We start from the raw sequence: 24,950 nt of genomic DNA, 5'->3' as shown, positions 1-24,950 counted from the left end.
GGCGGGGCGGGCGAAGCAATGAGTGTCATCGACAAACGTGAACGCGACCGCACCGCGGCGTTCGCCGCGCTGCTCGGGCAGTTTCCCGAACAGCGTTGCGTAGCCGGCGCGGCGGGCACGATCGGCTACCGTGAGGCCGGCGCGCGGCATGCGGGCCGCGCGCTGCCCGCCGTGCTGCTGCACGGGATCGGCTCGGGCGCCGCATCGTGGGTGTGCCAGCTCGACACGCTCGGCGCATCGCGCCGCGTGCTCGCGTGGGATGCGCCCGGTTACGGCGTGTCGACGCCCGTGCACGGCGCGTCGCCTGCCGCCGCCGATTACGCGGCATCGCTGAACGCGTGGCTCGAGGCACTCGGCATCGAACGCTGCGTGCTGGTCGGCCATTCGCTCGGCGCGATCATCGCGGGCGGTCTCGCCCGTGTGATGCCCGCGCGGATCGCCGGCCTGCTGCTGGTGTCGCCCGCCGGCGGCTACGGCAGCGCACCGGCCGACACCCGCGAATCGCGCCGCGACGCGCGGCTCGCGATGCTCGCGGAACTCGGCCCGGCCGGGCTCGCCGAGCAGCGCAGCGGCAACATGCTGTCCGGTTTCGCGAACGAGGAGGCGCGGGCGTGGGTGCGCTGGAACATGGCGCGCATCGTGCCGGCCGGCTATGCGCAGGCCACGCATCTGCTCGCGAACGCCGATCTCGCGGCCGATCTCGCCGGCTTTCGCGGCCGCACGGCCGTGGCCGTCGGCGCGCACGATGCGATCACGCCGCCCGCCGCGTGCGAGCGGATCGCCGCGGCCGCGCGTGTCGGGCTGCAGGTGATTCCGCAGGCCGGGCATGCCGGTTATGTGGAAGCGCCGGCCGTCTATTCCGCATTGATCGAAGGTTTCTGCCGGCAGTGCGATGCGCAGTGGGGGCTGGCATGAGCGAACCGCTGCAACAAAACGAATCCGACAACGCGAAGGCCGAAGCCAGCTACGTGGTGCCGGGCCTCGAACGCGGGCTGCGGATTCTCGCCGAATTCTCGCCGCGCGAGCCCGTGCTCGGCGCGCCCGAGTTGTCGAAGCGACTCGGCATTCCGCGCACGACGGTGTTCCGTCTGCTGCAGACACTCGAATCGCTCGGCTTTCTCGAACGCGCGGACAAGGATCGCAACTACAAGCTCGGCATCGCGGTGCTGCGGCTCGGCTTCGAATACCTGAGCTCGCTGGAGCTGACCGATCTCGGCCTGCCGGTGATCGAGAGCCTGCGCGATGCGACCGGCTTCACGACGCACATCGTGATCCGCGACGGCCGCGACGTGGTGTTCGTCGCGAAGGCGCAGAGTCAGTCGCCGGTGTTCAGCTCGATCCGCGTGAACGTCGGCACGCGGCTGCCCGCGCATGCGACGACGCACGGCCACGTGCTGATGGGCGACCTGTCGCTGAAGGAACTGCATGCGCTGTATCCGGAACGCGTGCTGAACCGGATGACGAGCGCGACGCCGGAAACGGTCGACGCGCTGTACGACGTGATCCGCGAGGACGCACTGCGCGGCTACGGCGTCAGCAATTCGTCGTTCGAACGCGGGATCTCGGTCGTCACGGCGCCGGTGCGCAACGAGACGCAGAAGATCGTCGCGTGCATCACGGTGACGGTGCCGAGGCCGGAGATCGACGCGGCGCTGATCGCGGACGGGCTGATCGACAAGGTGCAGCGCGCGGCGGCGGAATTGTCGCGACGGCTCAATTACCGCTCGGATGACGAGCACACGTTCATGAAAGCTTTAGGACTGAAATGAGACCCCCACGCATGCTTCGCACGCTGCCCCCCGACGGGGCGATCAATCTTCTTGGGGCGGCCCGGCGAGGACTGACGACATGATTGAGATCGATCTGACCGGGCAGGTGGTGGTGGTGACGGGCGGTTCGTCCGGCATCGGCCTCGCGACCGCCGAACGGTTCCTGCAGGCGGGCGCGTCGGTCGCGATCTGCGGCCGCGACGGCGAGCGCCTCGCCCGCGCCGAAGCGATGCTGCGCGACAAGTACGCAGGCGAACGACTGCTGGCCGCGCGCTGCGACGTGCTCGACGAAGCCGACGTGACCGCATTCGCGCAAGCGGTGTCCACGCGTTTCGGCCGTGCCGACATGCTGGTCAACAATGCAGGCCAGGGCCGCGTGTCGACTTTCGCCGATACGACCGACGACGCCTGGCGCGAAGAACTCGAATTGAAGTACTTCAGCATCATCCGTCCGACGCGCGCCTTCCTGCCGCTGCTGCGCGATGCGGCCGCGCCGACGATCACCTGCGTGAACTCGCTGCTCGCGCTGCAGCCGGAGCCGCACATGGTCGCGACGTCGTCGGCGCGCGCCGGCGTGCTGAGCCTCGTGAAATCGCTCGCGACCGAACTGGCGCCGCAGCGCATCCGCGTGAACTCGATCCTGATCGGCATCGTCGAGTCGGGGCAGTGGCGCCGCCGCTACGACACGCAGGCGCAGCCCGGCGAAAGCTGGGAAGACTGGACGGGCGCGCTCGCCCGCAAGAAGAACATCCCGCTGAATCGCTTCGGCAAGCCCGACGAGGCCGCCTGGGCACTTTTTTATCTCGCAACGCATCTGTCGTCCTACACGACGGGCAGCCATATCGACGTTTCTGGAGGCTTTGCACGCCATGTCTAAAAAAACCACGGTTGGCGAGCTGATTGCCGCCTTTCTCGAGCAGTGCGGCGTGAAAACCGCGTTCGGCGTCATCTCGATCCACAACATGCCGATCCTCGACGCGATCAACTCGCGCGGCAACATCCGCTATGTCGGGGCGCGCGGTGAAGCGGGCGCGCTGAACATGGCCGACGGGCTGGCCCGCGTGTCGGGCGGCCTCGGCGTCGCGTTCACGAGCACGGGCACGGCGGCCGGCAATGCGGCCGGCGCGATGGTCGAGGCGCTGACGGCCGGCACCGCGCTCCTGCACGTGACCGGGCAGATCGAGACGCCGTATCTCGACCGCGATCTCGCGTACATCCACGAAGCGCCCGACCAGTTGTCGATGCTCGACTCGATCTCGAAGGCCGCGTTCCGCGTGCGCACCGTCGAAACCGTGCTGCCGACGATCCGCGAAGCCGTGCGCATCGCGCAGACCGCGCCGACGGGCCCCGTGTCCGTCGAGATTCCGATCGACATCCAGGCGGCCGAAATCGAATGGCCGGAAGACCTCGCACCCGCCCACGTCGCGGTGCGCGAGCACGACACCGCGCGCGTCGCGAAGCTTGCCGACGCACTCGCGGCCAAGCGCCGCCCGCTGCTGTGGCTCGGCGGCGGCGCGCGCCATGCACGCGAGGAAGTCGAACGCCTCGTGAAGCTCGGCTTCGGTGTCGTGACGAGCGTGCAGGGTCGCGGCGTGCTGCCGGAAGATCACCCGGCGACGCTCGGCGCGTTCAACGTGCATGCGTCGGTCGAAGCGTTCTACAAGACCTGCGACGCGCTCGTCGTGGTCGGCTCGCGCCTGCGCGGCAACGAGACGCTGAAGTACAAGCTCGCGCTGCCGCAGCCGCTGTTCCGCGTCGATGCCGACGCGCTCGCCGACAACCGCGGCTATCGCAACGAACTGTTCGTGCATGGCGATTCGAAGCGCGTGCTGGCCGAACTGGCCGACCGCCTCGAAGGCCGGCTGTCCGTCGATCCGCAATTCGCGGCCGATCTCGCGGCGGCCCGCGAAGACGCGGTGGCCGACGTGGCGAAGGGCCTCGGGCCGTACAAGAAGCTCGTCGACACGCTGCAGGGCGCCGTCGGCCGCGACTACAACTGGGTGCGCGACGTGACGATCTCGAACAGCACGTGGGGCAACCGCCTGCTGAAGATCTTCGAGCCGCGCTCGGGCGTGCATGCGCTCGGCGGCGGCATCGGCCAGGGCATCCAGATGGGCATCGGCGCGGCGCTCGCGGGCGCCGCGGCGAAGACGGTCTGCCTCGTCGGCGACGGCGGCCTGATGGTCAACGTCGGCGAACTCGTGACGGCGGTGCAGGAAAACGCGAACGTGATGATCGTGCTGATGAACGACCAGTGCTACGGCGTGATCCGCAACATCCAGGACGCGCACTACGGCGGCCGCCGCTGCTTCGTGCAGCTGCACCAGCCCGATTTCGCGCAGTTCTGCGCGAGCTTCGGCCTCACGCACTACCGGATCACGTCGCTCGACCAGGCCGAGGCGATCGTGCGCGAAGGGATCGCGAAGGAAGGGCCGGTGATGGTCGAGGTCGACATGCTGTCGGTCGGCTCGTTCGCGTCCGCCTTCGCGGGCCCGCCGGTGAAGCAGGAAGCGCCGACGGAGCGCCAGTATGCATAACGGGCAAAAGCGGGCGCACGCCCCGGTCGACATCGCGATGATCGGCTTCGGCGCGATCGGCGCGGCCGTGTACCACGCGGTCGAGCACGATGCGTCGCTGCGCGTCGCGCACGTGATCGTGCCGGAACACCAGCGCGACGCGGTACAGCGTGAGCTCGGCGGCGCGGTGGAGGTCGTGTCGTCGGTCGATGCACTGGCCCGCCGCCCCGAGTTCGCGCTCGAATGCGCGGGCCACAGCGCGCTCGTCGATCACGTCGTGCCGCTGCTGAAGGCCGGCACCGACTGCGCGGTCGCGTCGATCGGCGCGCTGTCCGATCTCGCGCTGCTCGACGTGCTGTCGCAGGCCGCCGACGAAGGCGGCACGACGGTGACGCTGCTGTCGGGTGCGATCGGCGGCATCGACGCGCTGGCGTCCGCGAAGCAGGGCGGCCTCGACGAAGTGCTGTACGTCGGCCGCAAGCCGCCGCTCGGCTGGCTCGGCACACCGGCCGAGGCACTGTGCGACCTGCACGCGATGACCGAAGAGAAGGTGATCTTCGAAGGCACCGCGCGCGACGCGGCGCGGCTCTATCCGAAGAACGCGAACGTCGCGGCGACGGTCGCGCTCGCGGGCCTCGGGCTCGACGCGACCCACGTGCGCCTGATCGCCGATCCGGCGGTCGCGCGCAACGTGCACCGCATCACCGCGCGCGGCGCGTTCGGCGAGATGTCGCTGGAAATGAGCGGCAAGCCGCTGCCCGACAACCCGAAGACGTCCGCGCTGACGGCGTACAGCGCGATCCGCGCGCTGCGCAACCGCGCGGCCCGCTGCGTGATCTGACCGGACCATCGAGCGTTCGCCCGCGCCACGGCGAGGGCGGATGCGCAGAGACAGATTTGTGGGATTGGTGACATGACTTCTTTCGATACGAGCCTCGTGCCCGACGGCAACATCCTGATCGGCGGCGAGTGGCGGCGCGGCCGTGGCGCGCCTTACACGAGCATCTATCCGGCCGACCAGACGGTGAACATGGAAGTGTCGACGGCGAACGCGGAAGACGCGGCCGACGCCGTCGCGGCCGCCGACGCCGCATGGCGTCGCGCCGACTGGGCCGGGCTCAAACCGCACCAGCGCGCGCAGGTGCTGTACCGCGTCGCGGACCTGATCATGCAGCGCCACGAAGCGCTCGCGCACCTGCAGCGCCGCGACAACGGCAAGCCGATCGGCGAGACGCGCGTGCTGGTGGCCAGCGCCGCGAACACGTTCCGCTATTTCGCGGCCTGCCTCGAAACGCTCGACGAAGAACTGACGCCGTCGCGCGGCGATTACCTGACGATGAGCGTGTACGAGCCGATCGGCGTGATCGCGGCGATCACGCCGTGGAATTCGCCGATCGCGTCCGACGCGCAGAAGCTTGCGCCGGCGCTGGCCGGCGGCAACGCGGTGGTGCTCAAGCCGGCCGAGGTCACGCCGCTCGTGTCGCTCGCGCTGGCGCGCATCTGTGAGGAAGCCGGCGTGCCGAAGGGCGTGCTGAGCGTGCTGCCGGGCAAGGGTTCGGTGATCGGCGACGTGCTCGTGCGCCATCCGCTGGTGAAGAAGGTGTCGTTCACCGGCGGCACCGAGGTAGGCCGCGGCATCGCGCGCATCGCGGCCGAGAAGCTGATGCCCGTGTCGCTCGAACTGGGCGGCAAGTCGCCGACGATCGTGTGCGACGACGCGGATCTCGATCACGCGGTCAACGGCGTGCTGTACGGGATCTTCAGCTCGTCGGGCGAGGCGTGCATCGCCGGGTCGCGGCTGTTCGTGCAGCACGCGGTGTACGACGCATTCATGCAGCGCCTGGTGGCCGGCGCGCGCAAGCTGCGCGTGGGCGACCCGACGCGGCCCGACACGCAGATGGGCCCGCTGATCACCGCGAAGCATCGCGAGTCGGTGGAACGCTACGTCGCGCTCGGGCTGGAAGAAGGCGGCCGCCTGCTGTGCGGCGGCGAGCGGCCGACGGGCGACGGGCGCGAGCAAGGCTTCTTCTATCAGCCGACGATTCTCGAAGGCTTGCCGAACAGCGCACGCATCTGCCAGGAGGAAATCTTCGGGCCGGTGCTGGTCGCGATGCCGTTCGACGACGAAGCGTCGCTGATCGCACAGGCGAACGACAGCGTGTTCGGCCTCGCGGCCGGCATCTGGACGCGCGACTACAAGCGTGCGTGGCGCATCGCGCGGGCGCTGGAGACGGGCACCGTGTGGATCAATACGTACAAGCTGTTCTCGATCTCCACGCCGTTCTCGGGCTGGAAGGAGAGCGGGATGGGGCGCGAGAAGGGGCGTCTCGGCATCCGCGAATACATGCAGCAGAAGAGCCTCTACTGGGGCTTGAACGACGCGCCGCTGCCGTGGGCGAACTGAGCGAAGGGGAATGACGCAATGAGCATCTTGGGAATCGAGCAGATCACGTACGGTGTCGACGACCTCGCCACCTGCCGGCGCTTTTTCGCCGACTGGGGCTTGAAGGAAGTCGCGCACGACGACACCCGCGCCCGTTTCGAAACGCTGAACGGTTGCACCGTGCTGGTCGTGCGGGCCGACGATCTGTCGCTGCCGCCCGCATTCGAAGCCGGCCCGACGCTGCGTGAAGTCACGTGGGGTGTCGCGACGCGGCAGGAACTCGACGCGCTGCGCACGAAGCTCGCCGGCCAGCCCGGCTACTACGCGCAGGAGGATGCGGTCGGCTGCATCGATCCGAACGGGATGGCGATCCGCGTCGAAGTCACGCGCAAGCGCGCACTCGACATCACGGGCTCGCCGTCGAACGTGTGGGGCCAGACGCTGCGCGTCGACCAGCCGAGCCCGATCTATGCGCGTGCGGAGCCGGTCGAGGTCGGGCACGTCGTGTTCTTCACGAACCGCCTCGACGCGCAGGAAACGTTCTATCACGAACTGCTCGGCTTCGAGACGTCGGACCGTTACCCGGGCCGCGGTGCGTTCATGCGCTGCGCGCCGCACGGCGGCCATCACGACCTGTTCCTGCTCGCGCTGCCGAATGGAAAACGCGGCCTGAACCACGTTGCGTTCACCGTGCGCGACATCCACGAAGTGTTCGGCGGCGGCATGCACATCGACCGCTGCGGCTGGCAAACGCAGCTCGGCCCGGGGCGTCATCCGGTGTCGTCCGCGTACTTCTGGTACTTCCAGAACCCGGCCGGCGCATTGATCGAATACTACGCGGACGAGGACGTGCTCACGCCCGAGTGGCAGCCGCGCGAATTCGAGCCGGGCCCGACCGTGTTCGCTGAATGGGCCGTCGACGGCGGCCTCGACGGCAACACGCGCCGGCAGAAGAACGCGAAGGCGCCTGAAGGCAAGTTCATGACGGAGCGGAAATCGTGAGCGAAACGAACTCGCAGGAAGCGGCCGCGCCGGGCACGGTCGTCGTGATCGGCGGCGGCCAGGCGGCCGGCTGGGTGCTGAAGACGCTGCGCGCGGAAGGCTTCGCGGGCCGCCTCGTGATGATCGCCGACGAGCCGCACTTGCCGTACGAGCGCCCGCCGCTGTCGAAGGCCGTGCTGGCCGGCGACGCCGACATCGAAACCGTGCGCGTCGTGCGCCCCGACGAATTCGATGCGCTGAACGTCGAAGCGTGGCAGCCGGAACGCGCGGCGTCGATCGATCGCGCGCGCCGCGTGGTGAAGACCGAAAGCGGCCGCGAGATCGCATACGACCGGCTCGTGATCGCGACCGGCGGCACGTCGCGCCGCTTGCCCGATGCGCTCGTCAACACGCCGAACCTGCATTATCTGCGCACGCTCGACGAAGCGGCCGCGCTCGGCGAGAAGCTGCGCGCGAGCCGGCGCGTGCTCGTGATCGGCGGCGGCTGGATCGGCCTCGAAGTCGCGGCAACGGCGCGCAAGCTCGGCGTCGATGCGATCGTGGTCGAAGGTGCGCCGCGCCTGTGCGGCCGTTCGGTGCCGCAGATCGTGTCGGACTTCCTGTTCGACCTGCATCGTTCGAACGGTGTCGAGGTGCGCACGGGCGCGGCGCTCGCGTCGCTCGACCCGCAGCCGGACGACGCGTCGAAGGTACGCGCGACGCTTGCCGACGGCACGACGATCGACGCCGATTTCGCGGTGGCTGGCATCGGCCTCGCGCTGAACGTGTCGCTCGCGAGCGACGCGGGGCTCGCGATCGACGACGGCATCGTCGTCGACGAATACGGCGCGACCAGCGATCCGGCGATCTTCGCGTGCGGCGACGTCGCGAACCATCACAACGGCTGGCTGAAGCGGCGCGTGCGGCTCGAATCGTGGGCCAACGCGCAGAACCAGGCGATCGCGGCGGCGAAGGCCGTGCTCGGCGTACGCGCGCCGTATGCGGAGATTCCGTGGTTCTGGTCCGATCAGTACGACGTGAACCTGCAGATCCTCGGCGATCTGCCGGCCGATGCGCAGCTCGTCGTGCGCGGCGATCTCGCCGCGCGCCGTGCGACGCTGTTTTTCGTTGGCGACGGGCATGTGAGAGGTGTCGTCGCGGTGAACAACGCGCGTGAGTTGAAGCTCGCGCGCAAGTGGATGAACCAGGGCCGGGCGGTGGATACGGAAGCTCTGGCAGACACGACCCAGGCGCTTGCCTGACCGGCCCAACCCGGAAAGAGATCCAGGAGATACCCTGCATGAGCACTTTCGACAACGTCGTGGCCGGCAGGGCCACGATGGAAGCTGCCGCCGCCACGCCCGGTGCGATCATCGCGCGGCTCGAGCGGCTGCCGGCCAACGCGATGCAGATCCGCGCGCGCGTGCTGATCGGCACCGCGACGTTCTTCGACGGCTTCGACGTGATCACGATCGCGGCGACGCTGCCGCTGCTGATTCACAAGTGGGGGCTGTCGCCGACGCAGATCGGCATGCTGATCGCGTCCGGCGCGATCGGTCAGCTGATCGGCGCATTCCTGTTTCCCGCGCTCGCCGAAAAGCACGGCCGCGTGAAGGCGATTGCGTGGAGTTCGGCGGTGATCGGGATCACGAGCATCGCGTGCGGCTTCGCGCCGACGTTCGAGGTGTTCGTGCTGCTGCGGATCCTGCAGGGGCTCGGGCTCGGCGGCGAATTGCCGGTCGCCGCGACGTACATCAACGAGATCACGCGCGCGCATGGCCGCGGCCGCTTCGTGCTGCTGTACGAGATCGTGTTCCCGATCGGCCTGCTCGTGTCGATGGCGCTCGGCGCGTGGCTCGTGCCGCGCTTCGGCTGGGAGATCATGTACTTCGTCGGCGGGCTGCCGCTGCTTCTGTCGCTCGTGCTCACGCATCTCGTGCCGGAGTCGCCTCGCTGGCTCGCGTCGCGCGGGCGGCTCGCGGAAGCTGGGCGTGCGGTCGGCGCGTTCGAGGAATCGGTGCGCGGCGAGTTGCCGCCGGCCACGCAGGCGGCCGCGTTCGACGAGATGGTGCGTCAGCATCCGAAGCGCAGGATGAGCGACCTGTTCAGCGCCGCGTATCGCAAGCGCACGCTCGCGGTGGCGACGCTGTGGGCGACCTGCGGGTTCATCCAGTACGGGCTGTCGACCTGGCTGCCGACGATCTACAAGAACTTCTATCACGCGCCGCTGCAGCTCGCGCTGAACCTCGCGGTGATCGGTTCGGTGATGGGCGTGCTCGGGTCGCTGGCCTCCGCGCTGCTGGTCGACAAGCTCGGCCGCAAGCCGGTGATCGTGTGGTCGTTCGTGCTGTGCGCGCTGTCGCTGGCGTTCGCGGGCATCTATCACGCGTCGTCGGTGTATGTGGTCGCGACTTTCTGCTCGCTGTCGCTCGGGCTGATGGCGTCGGGCTTCATTACCGCGTACGTCTATACGCCGGAGCAGTATCCGACGAGCATCCGCGCGTCGGGCTGCGGGCTCGGCAGCGCGTGGCTGAAGATCGCGTCGTTCGCGGCGCCGATGATCGTGCCGCACGCGATCATCGGCGGGAACCTCGCGCCGGCGTTCTACCTGATCGGCATCGTGCCGCTGATCGCGGCGGCGACCGTGCACTTCGTCGGGATCGAGACGAAGGGGAAGGTGCTGGAGGCGCTCGAGGCGTAAGCGTGGCCGGCAGTCACGGTCCAGGTACTCGGGCCCGGGAGATGTTCCCTGGGCCCTTTTATTTCGCCGCGGTCCGTCGTTCCATGTGGAGCGCTGCCAACGGGCGCCATGGTTGCCGCACGGCTCACGTGTTCTAATTCACGGTCCCGATTTTCATCAGACCGTCGCCATGCCCCTGTTCGAACCCGTCACGCTGAATACCTCCCGCCTCGTCCTGCGGCCGCTTCGCGACGCCGACGCACACGCTTTCTTCGAGATCTGGTCCGATGCGGAGGCGATGCGCTACTTCTCGTTCTCGCCGATGACGCAGCTCGAACAGGCCGAGGCGCGCGTCGCGCGCAACGTGCAGACCGCCGCGAGCGGGGAGAGCCAGACCTGCGTGCTCGAACTGCGGGAGACTGGCGAAGCGCTCGGCGAATGCGCGCTGTTCCATGCGAACGCGCAGTGCCGGCGCGCGGAGATCGGCTTCAGCCTGCGGCGCAGGTTCTGGGGCGGCGGATACATGCGCGAAGCGGCGACGGCCGTGATCGATCATGCCTTCGCCACGCTGCGACTGAACCGCCTCGAAGCCGATATCGATCCGCGCAATGCCGCGTCGGCGCGGCTGCTCGAACGGCTCGGCTTCGTGCGGGAAGGGCTGCTGCGCGAACGCTGGATCGTCGGCGACGAAGTGTCGGACAGTGCGCTGTACGGGTTGCTGGCGCGCGATCGACGCTGATGCTGTGGCGGCAGCGGATTACTTCGCGGCAGGAACGATCGCGCACGCGTCGATGCAACGACGCGGGGTCATCGGGTTCGGGCCGCCAGGTGCGATTCGACGGCCGGCCGGTAAGGTTGCATTCACAACTGCGCGAGCCAGCCCTCGACCTTGTCTTTCCCGCGCAGCGTTGCAACCCATCGGTCGGGCAACGCCTGTTCGCCGTACAGCCCGCCGGCGAGGCCGCCGGCGATGGCCGCCGTCGTATCCGTGTCGTTTCCGAGCGCGATCGCGCGCTTCACGCAGTCCTCATAGCTGCCCGTCGACAGCAGGCAATGGATCGCCGACCAGAAACTGTCGACCACATAACCCGATCCTTGCGGCGCGTCGAAGCGGCCGTCGAGCACGATCTTCAGTTCGATTTCGTCAGCCGTGCCTTCGTAGCGCGCGAGCAGTTCGTTCTCCGCTGCGCGCACCGCATCGGGTGCGGGCTGGCCATCGACGATCCTCAGCGCCGTCAGGCAATAGAGCGCGCAGCAAAGCTGCGAACGCATGTGACCGTGCGTGACGACGCTCTGCTTGTACGCGAGCCGGATCGCGTCGTCGCGCGACGCGGCGACCATCGCGACGGGGAAGCAGCGCATCAGCGAGCCGTTGCCGTTGTCGCGCTCCTCGCGGGGCCCGGCCTCCGCGGGCGCGGCGCCGGCCGCCAGCGCATGGAACGCGCGTTGCGTCTGCAGGCCGACGTCGAATACGCGGCCGTCGGGCGTGAATGCGCCGCGATGAAACCAGTCCAGCAGGTTGCCGGCGAACGTATCCAGATTCAGGTCGTGCTCGCGCAGCAGTGCGTCGAGCAGCGCGAGCGCCTGCGCACCGTCGTCGCTCCAGGTGCCGGGCGGTACGCCGCCGTGCGCGCGAGCGAAGCCCGGCGGCGGGGTCATGTCGATCGCGGCAGGCGGCGGGATCGACGCGGCGTCGTGGAATTCATACGGCACGCCGCGCGCGTCGCCGATCAGCAGGCCCAGCAGGCCGCCGCGCAGGCGGGATCGTCGGTTCGGAATCGTTGTCATCAAGGCGAATTCGGGTTGGGGCGGCTTGCGTCGCGGAAGACCGTGCACAAGACCTCGAACTGAGCCCCGTCATTATGCCGTCGCCGCCAATTGGTGTCCCTTTCGGACTGTTCGCCGGGCGCCTTCGCGCGGTGGCGGCCGCAGTCGTCGTTGAAACGACCCGCGACGATTACGTCAATACTCGTCCGGCCGCCACGTCGGCAGGCACTTCGCGCTCCAGTGCCTTGGCGGCGAGTTCCCCGACCCAATCCGCATCGGTAGGATCGACGACGCCATATTGGTCCGGCGGAAAAAAAGCATGGTGGTGAGCCGCCGCAGCCAGGCGCTCACATTCGGCGTGAGACAGCAGACAGGACGTCACGGTCAATGGCGCCGCCGGTCCACTCCATCTCAATCCGATGCGGATATGGGTGCGTGGTGCAAATGCGATTGCCAATTCTCGCCGCGGGATCAATCGTTTCGTCTCCGAGGGGAGCGTTGGCGGTCCGTACCAATTGTCTGCCGCAATTCGATGATCCAGCACCAGCCAATGGCCGACGGACGTTCGGGCCAGGATCCACTGCCTTACTCGGGCCCTGCCGGGTTTGAGCTTGCCGTCGATCCATTCCTCGACGTAGACGGGTTCCGGATCGTAGTCGTCCGACCACACGACGATTGCCGAACTTAGCGTATGGCGCTCCAATTCGACATGCCCGTTGGACGGCATTTCGCGCCAGTACCGCTGTCGGGTACCGTACGTCGCGACGCACCAGTTCAGGCCGATCCACGCTGCGATGAAGAGCGCCGTGACCCATATGACGGTGACGGCTGTTTCGCCGACCGCACGATCCATATCAAAGGCCGGATCGACCATTCCGCGGTATGCAAGCATACCCAGCAGATACGCGAGTATCGGGATCGCAGGCCCAACTACGACCGGCACCACCAGAATGGCGAGCCAGCTTCGGACATGCACGATCGCCGCCGACTTGGCGCGCGCACGCTCCTCATCGCTCATCGCCGCGACTTCCCGCGCGGGAATGTCGTCGCTCGGGGTGTGGAACCGCTCATACGTATTCTGGCATTTGGGCATTCGACGGGGCGTTCGCTGAAAGAGGGCGATATAGCAGGGATTTCCTCGAGGAACTGATTCTTGCATACGTCAGGGTCGGTTCTCAGACGGATGCATGTGCGTTCCGTACGAAAAACAAGACCGATGCGCTGCGGTCGGTGCGAAACCATGCGGCAGGGGCCCGTATGCGCAGGTGGCCCAAAGTCGAACGGTAGCGGATGAAACGACGCAGGGAAGACAACGACGCGCTGGGATTGTCGCGAGCGGCTGACTTGCCGGATTCACCGGGCGAACGTACGCTTGGTCGATATCACGGTCCACCCACAGGTTCTCGACCATGCAAGCTCATCCTCTGCGTCTTTCCCCCGGCGACGATCTGCGCGGCGCGATCGAGCTGGCGTTGCGCCGCCACGATTCGCATGCGGCCTTCGTGATCCAGGGCATCGGCAGCCTGAGCGTCGCGCAGTTGCGTTTCGCCGGCGTCGATCAGCCGACCGAGCTGCGCGGCGACCTCGAAATCCTGACGCTGGCCGGCTCGGTGTCGCCGGACGGCGCGCATCTGCATATGTCGATCTCGGATGCAGCCGGCCGCGTGACGGGCGGCCACGTCGCGAACGGCTGCGTGGTGCGCACGACGGCCGAGATCCTGCTCGTGCTGCTGCCCGCGCATCGTTTTTCGCGCGAGCCCGATGCGGACACCGGTTTCAACGAACTGGTGATTCGGAGCGCGCCTTCGTGAGCGGGGCGGCAACGCCACATCGACACCGCGATGCGCCGATCGCTGCGTCCTTTGCGCACCGCATAAAAAAGGCGCCGCGGCCATTCGGCCCGCGGCGCCTTGCGGTGCGCGGCGACGTCGACCACCCGCCGCCGCCCGGTTGCGCGCTTAGATCTGCACGGTGTCGGCGACTTCCTTGAAGTCCTCGATCTGGTCGAAGTTCATGTACTGATAGATCTTGTCGCCGTTCGCGGTGAGCACGCCCATGTCGGCCATGTACTCTTCCTTGGTCGGGATCTTGCCCAGACGCGAGCAGATCGCCGCCAGTTCCGCCGAGCCGAGGTACACGTTCGTGTTCTTGCCGAGGCGGTTCGGGAAGTTGCGGGTCGACGTCGACATCACCGTCGCGCCTTCGCGCACCTGCGCCTGGTTACCCATGCACAGCGAGCAGCCCGGCATTTCGGTGCGTGCGCCGGCCGTGCCGAACACGCCGTAGTGGCCTTCTTCCGTCAATTGCTTCTGGTCCATCTTGGTCGGCGGCGCGACCCACAGCTTGACCGGAATGTCGCGCTTGCCTTCCAGCAGCTTCGACGCGGCGCGGAAGTGACCGATATTGGTCATGCACGAGCCGATGAACACTTCGTCGATCTTCGCACCGGCGACGTCGGACAGCGTCTTCACGTCGTCCGGATCGTTCGGGCACGCGACGATCGGCTCGTGGATGTCGGCGAGGTCGATTTCGATGACGGCCGCGTATTCGGCGTCGGCGTCCGGCGCGAGCAGTTGCGGGTCGGCCAGCCACTGTTCCATCGCCGCGATCCGGCGCTGCAGGCTGCGCGGATCCTGGTAGCCCTGCGCGATCATCCACTTGAGCAGCGTGATGTTGCTGTTCAGGTATTCGATGATCGGCTCCTTGTTCAGGCGCACCGTGCAGCCGGCAGCCGAACGTTCGGCGGACGCGTCCGACAGCTCGAACGCTTGCTCGACCTTGAGGTCGGGCAGGCCTTCGATCTCGAGAATGCGGCCCGAGAAGATGTTCTTCTTGCCTTGCTTCGCGACCGTCAGCATGCCTTGCTTGATCGCGTACAGCGGAATCGCGTTGACGAGGTCACGCAGCGTGACGCCAGGCTGCATCTTGCCCTTGAAGCGGACCAGCACCGATTCCGGCATGTCGAGCGGCATCGTGCCGGTGGCGGCCGCGAATGCGACGAGGCCCGAGCCCGCCGGGAAGCTGATGCCGATCGGGAAGCGCGTGTGCGAATCGCCGCCGGTGCCGACGGTGTCGGGCAGCAGCATGCGGTTCAGCCACGAGTGGATCACGCCGTCGCCCGGGCGCAGCGCGATGCCGCCGCGCGTGCTGATGAAGTTCGGCAGCGTCTGGTGCGTCTTCACGTCGACCGGCTTCGGGTATGCGGCGGTGTGGCAGAACGACTGCATCACGAGGTCGGCCGAGAAGCCGAGGCACGCGAGGTCCTTCAGTTCGTCGCGGGTCATCGGGCCCGTGGTGTCCTGCGAGCCGACCGACGTCATCTTCGGTTCGCAGTACGTGCCCGGGCGCACGCCCTGGCCTTCCGGCAGACCGCACGCGCGGCCGACCATCTTCTGCGCAAGCGAGAAGCCCTTGCCGCTGTCGGCCGGCTGGTGCGGCAGGCGGAACAGCGTCGACGGCGGCAGGCCCAGCGCTTCACGCGCCTTCGCGGTCAGGCCGCGGCCGATGATCAGCGGAATGCGGCCGCCGGCGCGCACTTCGTCGAACAGCACGTCGGACTTCACCTGGAATTCGGCGATGACCTTGCCGTCCTTCAGCGCCTTGCCTTCGTACGGGCGCAGTTCGACCACGTCGCCCATGTTCATCTGCGACACGTCGAGCTCGATCGGCAGCGCGCCGGCGTCTTCCATCGTGTTGTAGAAGATCGGGGCGATCTTGCCGCCGAGGCACACGCCGCCGAAGCGCTTGTTCGGCACGAACGGGATGTCCTCGCCGGTGAACCACAGCACCGAGTTGGTGGCCGACTTGCGCGAGGAGCCCGTGCCGACCACGTCGCCGACGTACGCGACCAGGTGACCCTTTTCCTTCAGCGATTCGATGAACTTGACCGGGCCGCGCTTGCCGTCTTCTTCCGGCGTGATGCCCGGGCGCGCGTTCTTCAGCATCGCCAGCGCGTGCATCGGGATGTCGGGGCGGGTGGTGGCGTCCGGCGCAGGCGACAGGTCGTCGGTGTTGGTTTCGCCCGTGACCTTGAAGACGGTGATGGTCAGGCTTTCCGGCACTTCCGGACGGCTCGTGAACCATTCGGCATCGGCCCAGCTCTGCAGCACGGCCTTCGCGTGCGCGTTGCCCTTGTCGGCGAGTTCCTTCACGTCATGGAACTGGTCGAACATCAGCAGGGTTTTCTTCAGCGCGTCGGCGGCGACCGCTGCGACGGCTTCGTCGGACAGCAGCTCGATCAGCGGCTGGATGTTGTAGCCGCCGAGCATCGTGCCGAGGAGTTCGGTCGCGCGCGCCCGCGAGATCAGCGGGCAGGCGGTCTCGCCCTTGGCCACGGCGGCCAGGAAGCCGGCCTTCACGCGGGCGGCTTCGTCGACGCCGGCCGGCACGCGATGGGTGATCAGGTCGAGCAGCGTCTGCTCTTCGCCGGCGGGCGGGTTCGTCAGCAATTCGACCAGTTCGGCGGTTTGCTGAGCCGTCAGCGGCAGGGGAGGAATACCGAGCGCGGCGCGGGCGGCCACGTGAGCACGAAAGTTTTCAAGCATGGGGAGACCTGCTGATATTGCGTTGGAGGGGAAGGCCTTGCCGGCACTCCGGGGCTATTCCAGGCACTGCTTTGAGCGGGATTCTAGTCTCAATGGTCTGGAACGTCAAATGTCTTATGTCTTATATAAGACTTAGGGGTGGGGAAGACGGGGCGCGGCCGTATGGCGCAGCCGGCCTTGTCGGGCGGATGCTGGGGTGTCGGTTCAGGTCCGCCGGTGTCGCACATATCTGCACAAGCGCGCAGGAAACGGTACACACCGGGCGCGTTCGGGCCGCTACGCTTGCTGTCACGCGGCTTGCATCGAGTGTCGGAACGGGAGGCGGGGGTCGTCGCGCGCCTGTCGATTCGCCCCGGGCGGCAGCGATTCCCTTGACTCCGGCGATCCACCACATGCGCTCCAGAGACGCGATTTTCCTGATGATGGCGCTCGTCGCGTCGCCGGCCGTTCACGCGGCCGCGCCCGGCGACGAAACGCGGGATCCGGCGAGCCGGCCGGTCGCGCTGGTCTATCGCGGTCCTGCCGCGTGCGACGGTTGCGCCGAAACCATCGCCAGACGCCTGCGGGAATCGGACCACCGGTTCCGGGTGATCTACGTGGGGCCGGCGGAAAAGCTCAAGATCACGCCCGCGGCGCTGGCCGGTGCGGCGCTCTACGTGCAGCCCGGCGGCGGGCAGGACATTCCCGGCGCGGCAGCCAGCATCGGCCGAAACGAAATGCGGGCCGTGCGGCGATACGTAGCGAACGGCGGCCGATATCTCGGACTGTGCATGGGCGCCTACCTGGCCGGGGCGCAGGGTTTCGGGCTGGTTGCCGGCGATATCGACGCCGAGGTCGGCCGGCCGGGTTCGACGCTTCACGGCATCGCCGACACGGTGACGCCGGTCGTCTGGCGCGGGAAAAAGCGCTGGATCTACTTTCAGGACGGCGCGAGGCTCCCGGTCGCGCCGATCGGCTCCGGCGGGATCGTGCTGGCGATCTACCCGAACAAGGACATCGCGGCTGCCACGTACCGCTACGGCAAAGGGCGCGTCGGCCTTGCCGGCCCGCATCCGGAGGCCGATCAAAGCTGGTATCGCCAGAATGGTCTCCAGAACCCGGACGGCGTGGTGCCGGACATGGCCTACGACCTGATCAACGCGACGATGAAGCCTTAGCGGAGGAGCCGCGGCGCGCGCGGTTTATCGCCGTTTGGCGCGATACGCGTCGAGATTCTTCCGCGCCTGCGCGCGGATCGCGCGCTGCATGAAAGGCGTCCAGCCGAGCAGCGCGCCTTTCATCCCGAGCGCCTGACGCGCCCAGCGCCACAGGTCGAAATGGTCGCGATGCTCGACGATGCGTCCGTCGCGAAACCGGAAGCGCGCATCGATCCGGTTGACCACCATTCGGCCGGTCGCGGCGAACCGGTAATGCGCGCTCCACTGCGCGCGCCCGGCCTGGCCGTCCGCGGCGACTTCGCCGAACGTCAGCGAGAATTCCTGCGCCCGCGCGACCAGCATCCGCCACATGTCGCGCGCGAGTTCGCCGCGCAGTTCGCCGAACGCGGGATCGCTGAACACGATGTCGTCGGCATAGCACGCGAGCATCGCATCGATGTCGCGCTGCTGAAAGGCCGTGTAGAAGCGCTGGATCAACGCGGTGTTCGGATCGGTCATGTCGGGTATGAGTGCGCAGGGAGGCGGGTGGTGACGTTCGGCGAAACGTCGAACGGAAAAGCGGCGGCGGGCAGCGCGAGCCGACACCCGCGCGAGCCATGTCGGGCGCGGCCGGCTCGGGCGCGGCTGGTTTGCCGCCGGATGATACGCGTCAGCGGGCCGCCATCGCAACGTCCTGGCTGCTGCGTCCCGTCACCAGGCAGCCCGACATGAAGGCCTCGCTCTGGCTGCCGGCGGCGGCTTCGCCGAAGCCGCGGCCGAGCGCATCGGCCTTCACTTGCGCGGCGCCTTGCTCGCATGCGAGCGGGCTGGCGTCGCGGCCCTGCGCGTGCAGGATCGCGCGATCGCCGATGAGATAGGCCAGCAGTGCGAAAACGGCAATATGTACGGCTCGTCTCATGGTTCGTCTCCTCGTCGCTCAAGCGTAACGCGGACACGTTCGACGAAGCACTTGGGGCTTCCCCCGGTAAACGTCTGCTGAAAGCGGTGGCGGGGCAGGGCGATCCCGTCCTGTTTTTCCGCCGGTGCTGGAGAGGCGGGCAATGCGCGCGAGTTTGACGAATGTCAGGGTGCGGGCGGGCGACGGCGGTCGCGCGGCCGTTCAAAGCGATAGCATGAATGCATGATTTGACGGAACGCGATGCGGGGGCGACCCATCGGGTCCGGCAAGCAGGCAAATGTTGAATATCGCTGTCGAAATAGTGAGGAATCCAAATGTTGAACGTCTCTTCCGTCCTGATCAGTCTTGCCCCGATGTGGGCCATCCTGCTGCTGGCTTCTTCGGCGGCCGCCTATTTCGTGTTCTGGCGCAAGGCCATCAAATAAACGCTGCGCGACAGCGTGCGCCCGGGGCGCACGCGTGACGCGCCGTTGCCGTCATTGCACCGCCGTCACCGGCACATTCGAAATCCGCATCAGCCGGCCCATCACGCTGCGCCGAAACACCGACATCAGCGCGTGCAGCGGATCGTGCCGCGGCGCGACCACCACGATCTCGTCGCAACCGGTCTCGGCCGCCACGGCCGCGATCGTGTCGGCCACCGGGCCGACCTTCACCTCGACGGTGTATTTGACGCCGGCCTCCTTCAGAATCCGCTCTGCCATCGCCAGATCGCCGGCCGCGAATTTTTCTTCGATCGCGCGCAACCGCGACAGCGGGTGATAGGCCTCGAGCCGCGTGGATTCGAGCGGCGCCTGCACGTTGATGAGCACGACCTCCGATGCGCAGCGCTCGCGATACAGGAATGTCGCGTGGCGAACCGCCTGAAGCGAGCGCGGCGAATGGCCGACCGGAACCAGCAGCTTGAGCATGAGCGATATCCAGGAAACGGGATGCTTCCAGCGTAGCGCGCGGTCGGGCCGGGCCATCTAAAGAGATCGCGCGGCCGCGTAAAAATGTCGTTAACGGGCGCCGGCACATGACGCGTCTATTAGAAATATAAGAAATTTAAATTTATGCGCATAAACGATTTCATCGGCCGTGGCGGCCAGGGCAGCGCGGCGTCGGGCGCCCGGATTTAGTCGAATCCTCAATGAATCGCGACGGAAAATATCGGAGGTCGAGCATCCGGCGTCACGTAGAGTAGAGCATCGGCCGCGGCGCGACCGTCTCCCGGCGGGCATGGGAGCGAGCGCCGTCGAGCCTTCCATTCCGATTCCAGGAGACCTCGCATGCCGCACGGCGCCCCGCAGTTTCTCGCTCCCGCTTCCATTTCCGTCGATCCGATCGTGCGCCTGTCGGCCGGCGAGCTCGCGGCGGCGATCCGCAGCAAGGCGGTTTCGTGCGTCGAGACGATGCGTGCGTATCTCGATCACATCGAGCGTGTGAACGGCGCGGTCAACGCGATCGTCGCGCTGCGCGAGCCCGATGCGCTGCTGGCCGAAGCCGCGGAAAAGGATGCGGCGCTGGCGCGCGGCGAGTACCGCGGCTGGCTGCACGGGATACCGCAGGCGCCGAAGGATCTGGCGATGACGAAGGGGCTGCGGACGACCTACGGCTCGCCGATCTTCCGCGAGAACGTGCCGCAGGCCGATTCCGTCGGCGTCGCGCGAATGCGCGCGGCGGGTGCGATCTTCATCGGCAAGACCAACACGCCGGAGTTTGGCCTCGGTTCGCACACGTTCAACGAGGTCTACGGCGCGACGCGCAACCCGTACGACCTGACGAAGAGCGCGGGCGGCAGCAGCGGCGGCACGGCGGCCGCGCTCGCGTCGCGGATGCTGCCGGTGGCGGACGGCAGCGATTTCGGCGGATCGCTGCGCAATCCGGCCGCGTTCTGCAACGTCTACGGCTTCCGTCCGTCGCAGGGCCGCGTGCCGCGCTGGCCGGGCGTCGACGTGTTCATGCAGCAGCTCGGCATCGAAGGGCCGATGGGGCGCACCGTCGGCGACGTCGCGCAACTGCTCGCGATCCAGGCCGGCTACGACCGCAACGATCCGCTGTCGCTCGCGGAGGATCCGGCCGTGTTCGCACAGCCGCTCGACGCGGATCTGCGCGGCAAGCGCATCGCGTGGGTCGGCGACTGGAACGGCTATCTCGCGACCGAGGCCGGCGTGCTCGCGCAGTGCGAGCGCGGGCTGGCGACGCTGCGCGAGATCGGCTGCGACGTCGATGCCGCGCTGCCGGCGTTCGCGCCCGACCGGATCTGGCGCCTGTGGCTCACGCACCGGCACTTGCTGTCGGGCGGCGGGTTGCTCGCGCACTATCGCGACCCGGTGCGCCGCGCGCTGCTGAAGCCCGAGGCGATCTACGAGGTCGAAGGGCTGCTCGCGATGCAGGGCGCGGCGGTATTCGACGCGAGCGTCGAACGCACCGCGTGGCATCAGGCGGTGCTGAGCTTCTTCGATCGTTACGACTTCATCGCGGCGCCGACCGCGCAGGTATTCCCGTTCGACGTCGAACAGCGCTGGCCGCAGGAGATCGCGGGGCGCGCGATGGACACGTACCACCGCTGGATGGAAACGGTCGTGCCGTGGACGCTGGCCGGCTGCCCGGTGATCAACGTGCCGGTCGGCTTCAACGACGCGGGGTTGCCGATGGGGATGCAGCTGATCGGGCGTCCGCGCGCCGATCTCGCCGTGCTGCAGCTTGCGCACGGCTACGAGCAGGCGGCCGACTGGGTGGCGCGGCGCGTGCCGGCATGGATGGCGGCGTGATACCGCGGCCGGCGGGTGGCCGGTAGGCGGGTAGGCGGGTGACGAAACGGGCGGCGGCGAGCTGCCCGTTTCGTTTTGCATCGTTCGACTTGAAGCTCGCCGGCGCAGGCGGGAGCCGGCATTCATTGATGCAACCGGAGAAAGAATCGCAACGCGTGCACGGCATCGCGCGGCAAACGTACGCGAATCCGCGCGACGGGGCCCGTCGGTCGCCGAATTGCAAGCGGCGGCGCGGCGTGATTTCGTTTCGATGTGTTTCAGTCGTTGCGGCGGCGCGCGACGCGCTTCGACAATATTGCCTCGATCATTCGGGCACGAGGAAAACACATGAAGCACATTCGCGCGACGGGCCGGTATCTGGCCTCGGCAGGCATCGCGTTCGGCATCCTGGTGAGCGGCACCGCACACGCGCAGCTCGACCTGCAGTCGATCGGCGCGTCGCTGCTCGGCGGCGGGCAGCAGCAGGCGGCAGCGCCGGCGCAGGGCGGTGTCGCGCAGTTGCTGCAGGCCTATGTCGGCGCGAACCAGCAGGTGCTGAACGGCCAGTCGTCGCTCGCATCGGCGATGGGGCTGACGGGCGCGGCCGGGCAGGCGCAGCAGGCCGCGAGCCAGTTGTCCGGCGGCGATGCGCTGTCGCCGGCCACGCTGTCGCAGATGGGCGGCGCGCAGCAATCGGTGTCGCAGGCGCTCGGCCAGGCGTTCGCGAGCGGCGGCGCCACGCACGGCCCGATCGACAAGCAGGCGTTCAGCAACGGGCTTGCATCGCTCGGGCAGGGGCTCACGCAGTATTCGCAACTGCAGCCGGGACTCGGCAATCTCGGCTCGACGAGCGCCGCGTCGCTGCTGCAATCGGGCCTGAATCCGCAGAACATGCAGGCCGCGTCGTATATCGCGCAAAGCGCGCCGAGCCAGTTGCAATCGCTCGCGGCGACGCTCAGCCAGGCCGTGCAGTTCGCGACGAGCCAGGGCATTTCGGTGCCGTCGGTTGCGTCGTCTGCACTGAAGCTGCTGCCGTAACGTCGCGCGGATGCGTGCGCGATGCGTCGTCGGCATCGCGCGCGCCGGCCACGAACGATCGTCCCGCCCAACATGGGGATTTCGCGCGATGCTATCGTGGCGGGTCCCTCTTATCGGTGCCGGTTCATGACTGACTCGTTCGACCTCTCGCGCTATTTCTCCCGCATCGGCTATGACGGCCCGGCCGAGCCGACGCTCGACGTGCTGCGCCGGCTGCACCTGCTGCATCCGCAGGCGATTCCATTCGAAAACCTCAATCCGCTGACCGGCGCGCGCGTCGCGCTCGACCTGCCCGCGATCGTCGACAAGGTGATCGAGCGCCGCCGCGGCGGTTACTGCTTCGAACTCAACAAGCTGTTCTACACCGCGCTCACGACGATCGGCTTTCGCGTGACGCCGCTGATCGCGCGCGTGCGCTGGATGCGGCCGCCCGAAATCGTGACCGCGCAGACGCACATGCTGCTGCGCATCGACGTCGACGGCGCGGCGTGGCTCGCGGACATCGGCTTCGGCAGCGCGACGCTGACCGCGCCGCTGCGCTTCGCGCCGGGCGAGCGGCAACTGACGCCGCACGGCGCGTTTCGTGTGGTCGACGCACCGGTCGACGGCGAATTCGACATGCAGTTCGAAATTCCCGACGGCTGGCAGACGACTTACCGCTTCTCGCTGAAGCCGGCCGAATGGATCGATTACGAAGCCGCGAACTGGTTCACGTCGACGTATCCCGATTCGATCTTCGTGAACGACCTGATCGCGTGCCGCGTGCTGCCGGACGGCCGCGCGGCGCTGCTCAATACCGTGCTGACGCTGCGCGACGCGGCGGGGGCCGGGCGCACGATCGCGCTCGACAATGCAGCCGACTGGGCCGCGTGCCTGCGCGACACGATCGGCATCGATACGGCGGGATTCGACCTCGACGCGCTGTTCGTGCGGCTTGCGGCGCGCGCTGCGCGGTAACGCGGACGCACGACATCCGACGGCGGCTCGCACATGGGCCGCGATCATCCCGCCATCGTCCTCCGTTGACTTTTGCTAGATTGCTAGCATACTAGTACCCATGACCGACGAAGAAGTGAAGCAATTCAACGTGTACCTGCCGCTCGGCCTGATTCGGCAGGTCAAGCATCGCGCCATCGAGACGGAGCAATCGCTGTCCGCACTGGTGGCCGACGCGTTGCGCGCGTATCTGGCCGCGCCGCCGCCCGGCGCGGAGCCGTCCAACAAGGAGGAGTGACATGTCGTCCGAACGGATCGAAGCTGTGTACCTGACCACGCACAACTGGGGCAAGTCGGCGAAGTTCTTTCAGGCGCTGGGCTTCAGGCTGGAATTCGAAACCGATCACCAGTCGGGCCAGTTGCGCAGCGGCGACGGCCCGTTCCTGTTCATCGCCGAAGTGCCGCCGAGCGAAAAGCCCGACATGCAGGTCGTCATCAAGGTGGCCGACGAGCAGGCGGTGCAGCCGCAGCCGATCGTCGATGTCGTCACCCCGTTCGAGGACACGCACTGGGGCACGCGCGACATGACCGTGCGCGATCCGGACGGTCGCGTGTGGCGCCTGCAGGCGCCGGGCAAGCAGGGCGCATGAGGTCGACATGACGGATATCCGCGAAGACGACGCACCCGACAGCACGGCCGCGCGTGTCGCGCTGTGGCGCGCGCTGCACGTCGAACTCGACGCGCCGCCGCATGTGCTCGCCGACGAGATCGGGTTGCAATTGCTCGCGCCGGCACCCCGCTGGCAGCAGCGCGGCGACATGGATCCCCAGTTCACGCGGCCGTTTCGTGCGTCGATCGTCGCGCGAGCGCGCTTCATCGAGGACCTCGTGGCCGAGCAGGTCGCGCGCGGCGTGAGCCAGTACGTGATCCTCGGCGCGGGGCTCGACAGTTTCGTGCAGCGCCGGCCGGACATGGCGTCGTGCGTGACGGTATTCGAAGTCGACCAGCCGGCGCCGCAGCGCTGGAAGCAGCGCCGCCTGGTCGAACTCGGCTTCGGCGTGCCCGACTGGCTGCGCTTCGTACCGGTCGATTTCGAGGCGAAGCAGTCGTGGCGCGACGCGCTCGTCGGCGCGGGCTTCGATGCCGGCCAGCCAGCGGTCGTGGTGTCCACCGGCGTCAGCATGTACCTGACGCGCGAAGCGAATGCGGCCGCGCTGCGCGAAGTCGCGTCGCTCGCGCCCGGTTCGACGTTCGCGATGACGTTCCTGTTGCCGCTGGAAAATGCGGATCCGGACGTGCGCCCAGGGATGGAAATGGCCGCGAAGGGCGCGCGGGCGAGCGGCACGCCGTTCATCAGCTTCTTCATGCCGGACGAGATCCAGGCGCTCGCCCTGGCGGCCGGCTTCGCGAAGGCGGAACACGTGTCGGCCGCCGAGCTGACGCGCCGTTATTTCGCCGACCGCACGGATGGCCTGCGGCCGCCGAACCCCGCGGAAGAATTGCTCGTCGCGACGGTCTGAGCCGATACGTTCGTCATCGCGGCTA

24 protein-coding genes are annotated in these 24,950 nt (G+C 67.8%); 18 read left to right on the top strand and 6 right to left on the bottom strand.

What is annotated here, in order from left to right:
- Positions 1–18 precede the first annotated feature (18 nt).
- From LGN10_RS10010 to LGN10_RS09965, 10 genes are all read left to right on the top strand, one after another.
- Positions 19–915, top strand: coding sequence for an alpha/beta fold hydrolase (locus LGN10_RS10010; protein WP_226223136.1), 897 nt, complete (start codon positions 19–21; stop codon positions 913–915).
- Positions 912–1,769: an IclR family transcriptional regulator gene (locus tag LGN10_RS10005; protein WP_099317604.1), complete on the top strand. Its 858-nt coding sequence runs from the start codon at positions 912–914 to the stop codon at positions 1,767–1,769. Before LGN10_RS10010 ends, LGN10_RS10005 begins: the two co-directional genes overlap by 4 nt.
- 79 nt (positions 1,770–1,848) lie before the next feature.
- Positions 1,849–2,646, top strand: coding sequence for an SDR family oxidoreductase (locus LGN10_RS10000; protein ID WP_226223134.1), 798 nt, complete (start codon positions 1,849–1,851; stop codon positions 2,644–2,646).
- Entirely contained in the window at positions 2,639–4,306 is a 1,668-nt protein-coding gene (locus LGN10_RS09995) for a thiamine pyrophosphate-binding protein (RefSeq protein ID WP_099317602.1), read from the top strand. Before LGN10_RS10000 ends, LGN10_RS09995 begins: the two co-directional genes overlap by 8 nt.
- Positions 4,299–5,126 carry an aspartate dehydrogenase gene (locus LGN10_RS09990; protein WP_124859980.1) on the top strand — a complete coding sequence of 276 codons (828 nt, stop codon included), beginning with the start codon at positions 4,299–4,301 and terminating at the stop codon, positions 5,124–5,126. The genes LGN10_RS09995 and LGN10_RS09990 overlap by 8 nt, the downstream gene beginning before the upstream one ends.
- Before the next feature lie 72 nt (positions 5,127–5,198).
- A complete protein-coding gene (locus LGN10_RS09985) occupies positions 5,199–6,689 on the top strand; it encodes an aldehyde dehydrogenase (protein ID WP_226223132.1) in 1,491 nt (496 codons plus the stop codon).
- An 18-nt stretch (positions 6,690–6,707) separates the two neighbouring features.
- Positions 6,708–7,670 carry a VOC family protein gene (locus LGN10_RS09980; protein ID WP_226223131.1) on the top strand — a complete coding sequence of 321 codons (963 nt, stop codon included), beginning with the start codon at positions 6,708–6,710 and terminating at the stop codon, positions 7,668–7,670.
- The gene (locus tag LGN10_RS09975; protein WP_226223129.1) at positions 7,667–8,911 is read left to right on the top strand and encodes an NAD(P)/FAD-dependent oxidoreductase; all 1,245 of its coding nucleotides are present in this window, start codon (positions 7,667–7,669) and stop codon (positions 8,909–8,911) included. Before LGN10_RS09980 ends, LGN10_RS09975 begins: the two co-directional genes overlap by 4 nt.
- A 38-nt stretch (positions 8,912–8,949) precedes the next feature.
- Positions 8,950–10,350, top strand: coding sequence for an MFS transporter (locus LGN10_RS09970; RefSeq protein ID WP_059639668.1), 1,401 nt, complete (start codon positions 8,950–8,952; stop codon positions 10,348–10,350).
- A gap of 169 nt (positions 10,351–10,519) precedes the next feature.
- Positions 10,520–11,068, top strand: a complete 549-nt coding sequence (locus LGN10_RS09965) for a GNAT family N-acetyltransferase (protein ID WP_226223127.1) — start codon at positions 10,520–10,522, stop codon at positions 11,066–11,068.
- A 122-nt stretch (positions 11,069–11,190) separates the two neighbouring features.
- On the opposite strand, the gene LGN10_RS09960 is transcribed toward LGN10_RS09965, so the two are convergent.
- Positions 11,191–12,117, bottom strand: coding sequence for an ADP-ribosylglycohydrolase family protein (locus LGN10_RS09960; protein ID WP_226223125.1), 927 nt, complete (start codon positions 12,115–12,117; stop codon positions 11,191–11,193).
- A gap of 169 nt (positions 12,118–12,286) precedes the next feature.
- Complete coding sequence (locus tag LGN10_RS09955; RefSeq protein WP_226223123.1) at positions 12,287–13,189, bottom strand: hypothetical protein; 903 nt, start codon at positions 13,187–13,189, stop codon at positions 12,287–12,289.
- A 316-nt stretch (positions 13,190–13,505) separates the two neighbouring features.
- On the opposite strand from LGN10_RS09955, the gene LGN10_RS09950 reads away from it, so the two are divergent.
- Positions 13,506–13,907 (top strand): PPC domain-containing DNA-binding protein, encoded by a 402-nt coding sequence (locus LGN10_RS09950; protein WP_059639666.1) that lies wholly within the window; start codon positions 13,506–13,508, stop codon positions 13,905–13,907.
- Positions 13,908–14,054: 147 nt separating this feature from the next.
- Here LGN10_RS09950 and acnB read toward each other — a convergent pair whose 3' ends face one another.
- On the bottom strand, positions 14,055–16,640 hold the full coding sequence (gene acnB / locus LGN10_RS09945; protein ID WP_059584897.1) for a bifunctional aconitate hydratase 2/2-methylisocitrate dehydratase: 2,586 nt from the start codon (positions 16,638–16,640) through the stop codon (positions 14,055–14,057).
- A gap of 419 nt (positions 16,641–17,059) precedes the next feature.
- Between acnB and LGN10_RS09940 the strand changes: the two genes are divergently transcribed.
- Positions 17,060–17,797 (top strand): BPL-N domain-containing protein, encoded by a 738-nt coding sequence (locus LGN10_RS09940; protein ID WP_226223121.1) that lies wholly within the window; start codon positions 17,060–17,062, stop codon positions 17,795–17,797.
- 24 nt (positions 17,798–17,821) lie between these two features.
- Here the strand turns inward: LGN10_RS09940 and LGN10_RS09935 are convergent, their stop codons facing one another.
- The 3 genes from LGN10_RS09935 to LGN10_RS09925 form a co-directional block, all read right to left on the bottom strand.
- Entirely contained in the window at positions 17,822–18,295 is a 474-nt protein-coding gene (locus tag LGN10_RS09935; protein ID WP_059584899.1) for a nuclear transport factor 2 family protein, read from the bottom strand.
- A 151-nt stretch (positions 18,296–18,446) separates the two neighbouring features.
- A complete protein-coding gene (locus tag LGN10_RS09930) occupies positions 18,447–18,695 on the bottom strand; it encodes a hypothetical protein (RefSeq protein ID WP_059584900.1) in 249 nt (82 codons plus the stop codon).
- Positions 18,696–19,171: 476 nt separating this feature from the next.
- Positions 19,172–19,606 (bottom strand): universal stress protein, encoded by a 435-nt coding sequence (locus LGN10_RS09925; protein WP_060968762.1) that lies wholly within the window; start codon positions 19,604–19,606, stop codon positions 19,172–19,174.
- Between the two features lie 360 nt (positions 19,607–19,966).
- Between LGN10_RS09925 and LGN10_RS09920 the strand changes: the two genes are divergently transcribed.
- From LGN10_RS09920 to LGN10_RS09895, 6 genes are all read left to right on the top strand, one after another.
- Complete coding sequence (locus tag LGN10_RS09920; protein ID WP_060310767.1) at positions 19,967–21,451, top strand: amidase; 1,485 nt, start codon at positions 19,967–19,969, stop codon at positions 21,449–21,451.
- A gap of 327 nt (positions 21,452–21,778) precedes the next feature.
- Positions 21,779–22,468 (top strand): hypothetical protein, encoded by a 690-nt coding sequence (locus tag LGN10_RS09915; protein WP_060310768.1) that lies wholly within the window; start codon positions 21,779–21,781, stop codon positions 22,466–22,468.
- A gap of 126 nt (positions 22,469–22,594) precedes the next feature.
- Positions 22,595–23,425: an arylamine N-acetyltransferase family protein gene (locus tag LGN10_RS09910; protein ID WP_226223119.1), complete on the top strand. Its 831-nt coding sequence runs from the start codon at positions 22,595–22,597 to the stop codon at positions 23,423–23,425.
- Positions 23,426–23,525: 100 nt separating this feature from the next.
- The gene (locus LGN10_RS09905) at positions 23,526–23,702 is read left to right on the top strand and encodes a ribbon-helix-helix protein, CopG family (protein WP_059639659.1); all 177 of its coding nucleotides are present in this window, start codon (positions 23,526–23,528) and stop codon (positions 23,700–23,702) included.
- A 1-nt stretch (position 23,703) separates the two neighbouring features.
- Positions 23,704–24,054, top strand: a complete 351-nt coding sequence (locus tag LGN10_RS09900) for a VOC family protein (RefSeq protein WP_059584906.1) — start codon at positions 23,704–23,706, stop codon at positions 24,052–24,054.
- Positions 24,055–24,061: 7 nt separating this feature from the next.
- Complete coding sequence (locus LGN10_RS09895; RefSeq protein WP_226223117.1) at positions 24,062–24,925, top strand: class I SAM-dependent methyltransferase; 864 nt, start codon at positions 24,062–24,064, stop codon at positions 24,923–24,925.
- Positions 24,926–24,950: the final 25 nt, after the last annotated feature.

It is taken from the genome of Burkholderia sp. AU32262 (assembly GCF_020419985.1).
In the GTDB taxonomy this organism is placed as follows: domain Bacteria; phylum Pseudomonadota; class Gammaproteobacteria; order Burkholderiales; family Burkholderiaceae; genus Burkholderia; species Burkholderia semiarida.
The sequence above is the reverse complement of the archived record's forward strand: the minus strand, read 5'-3'. Positions and strand labels throughout refer to the sequence as shown.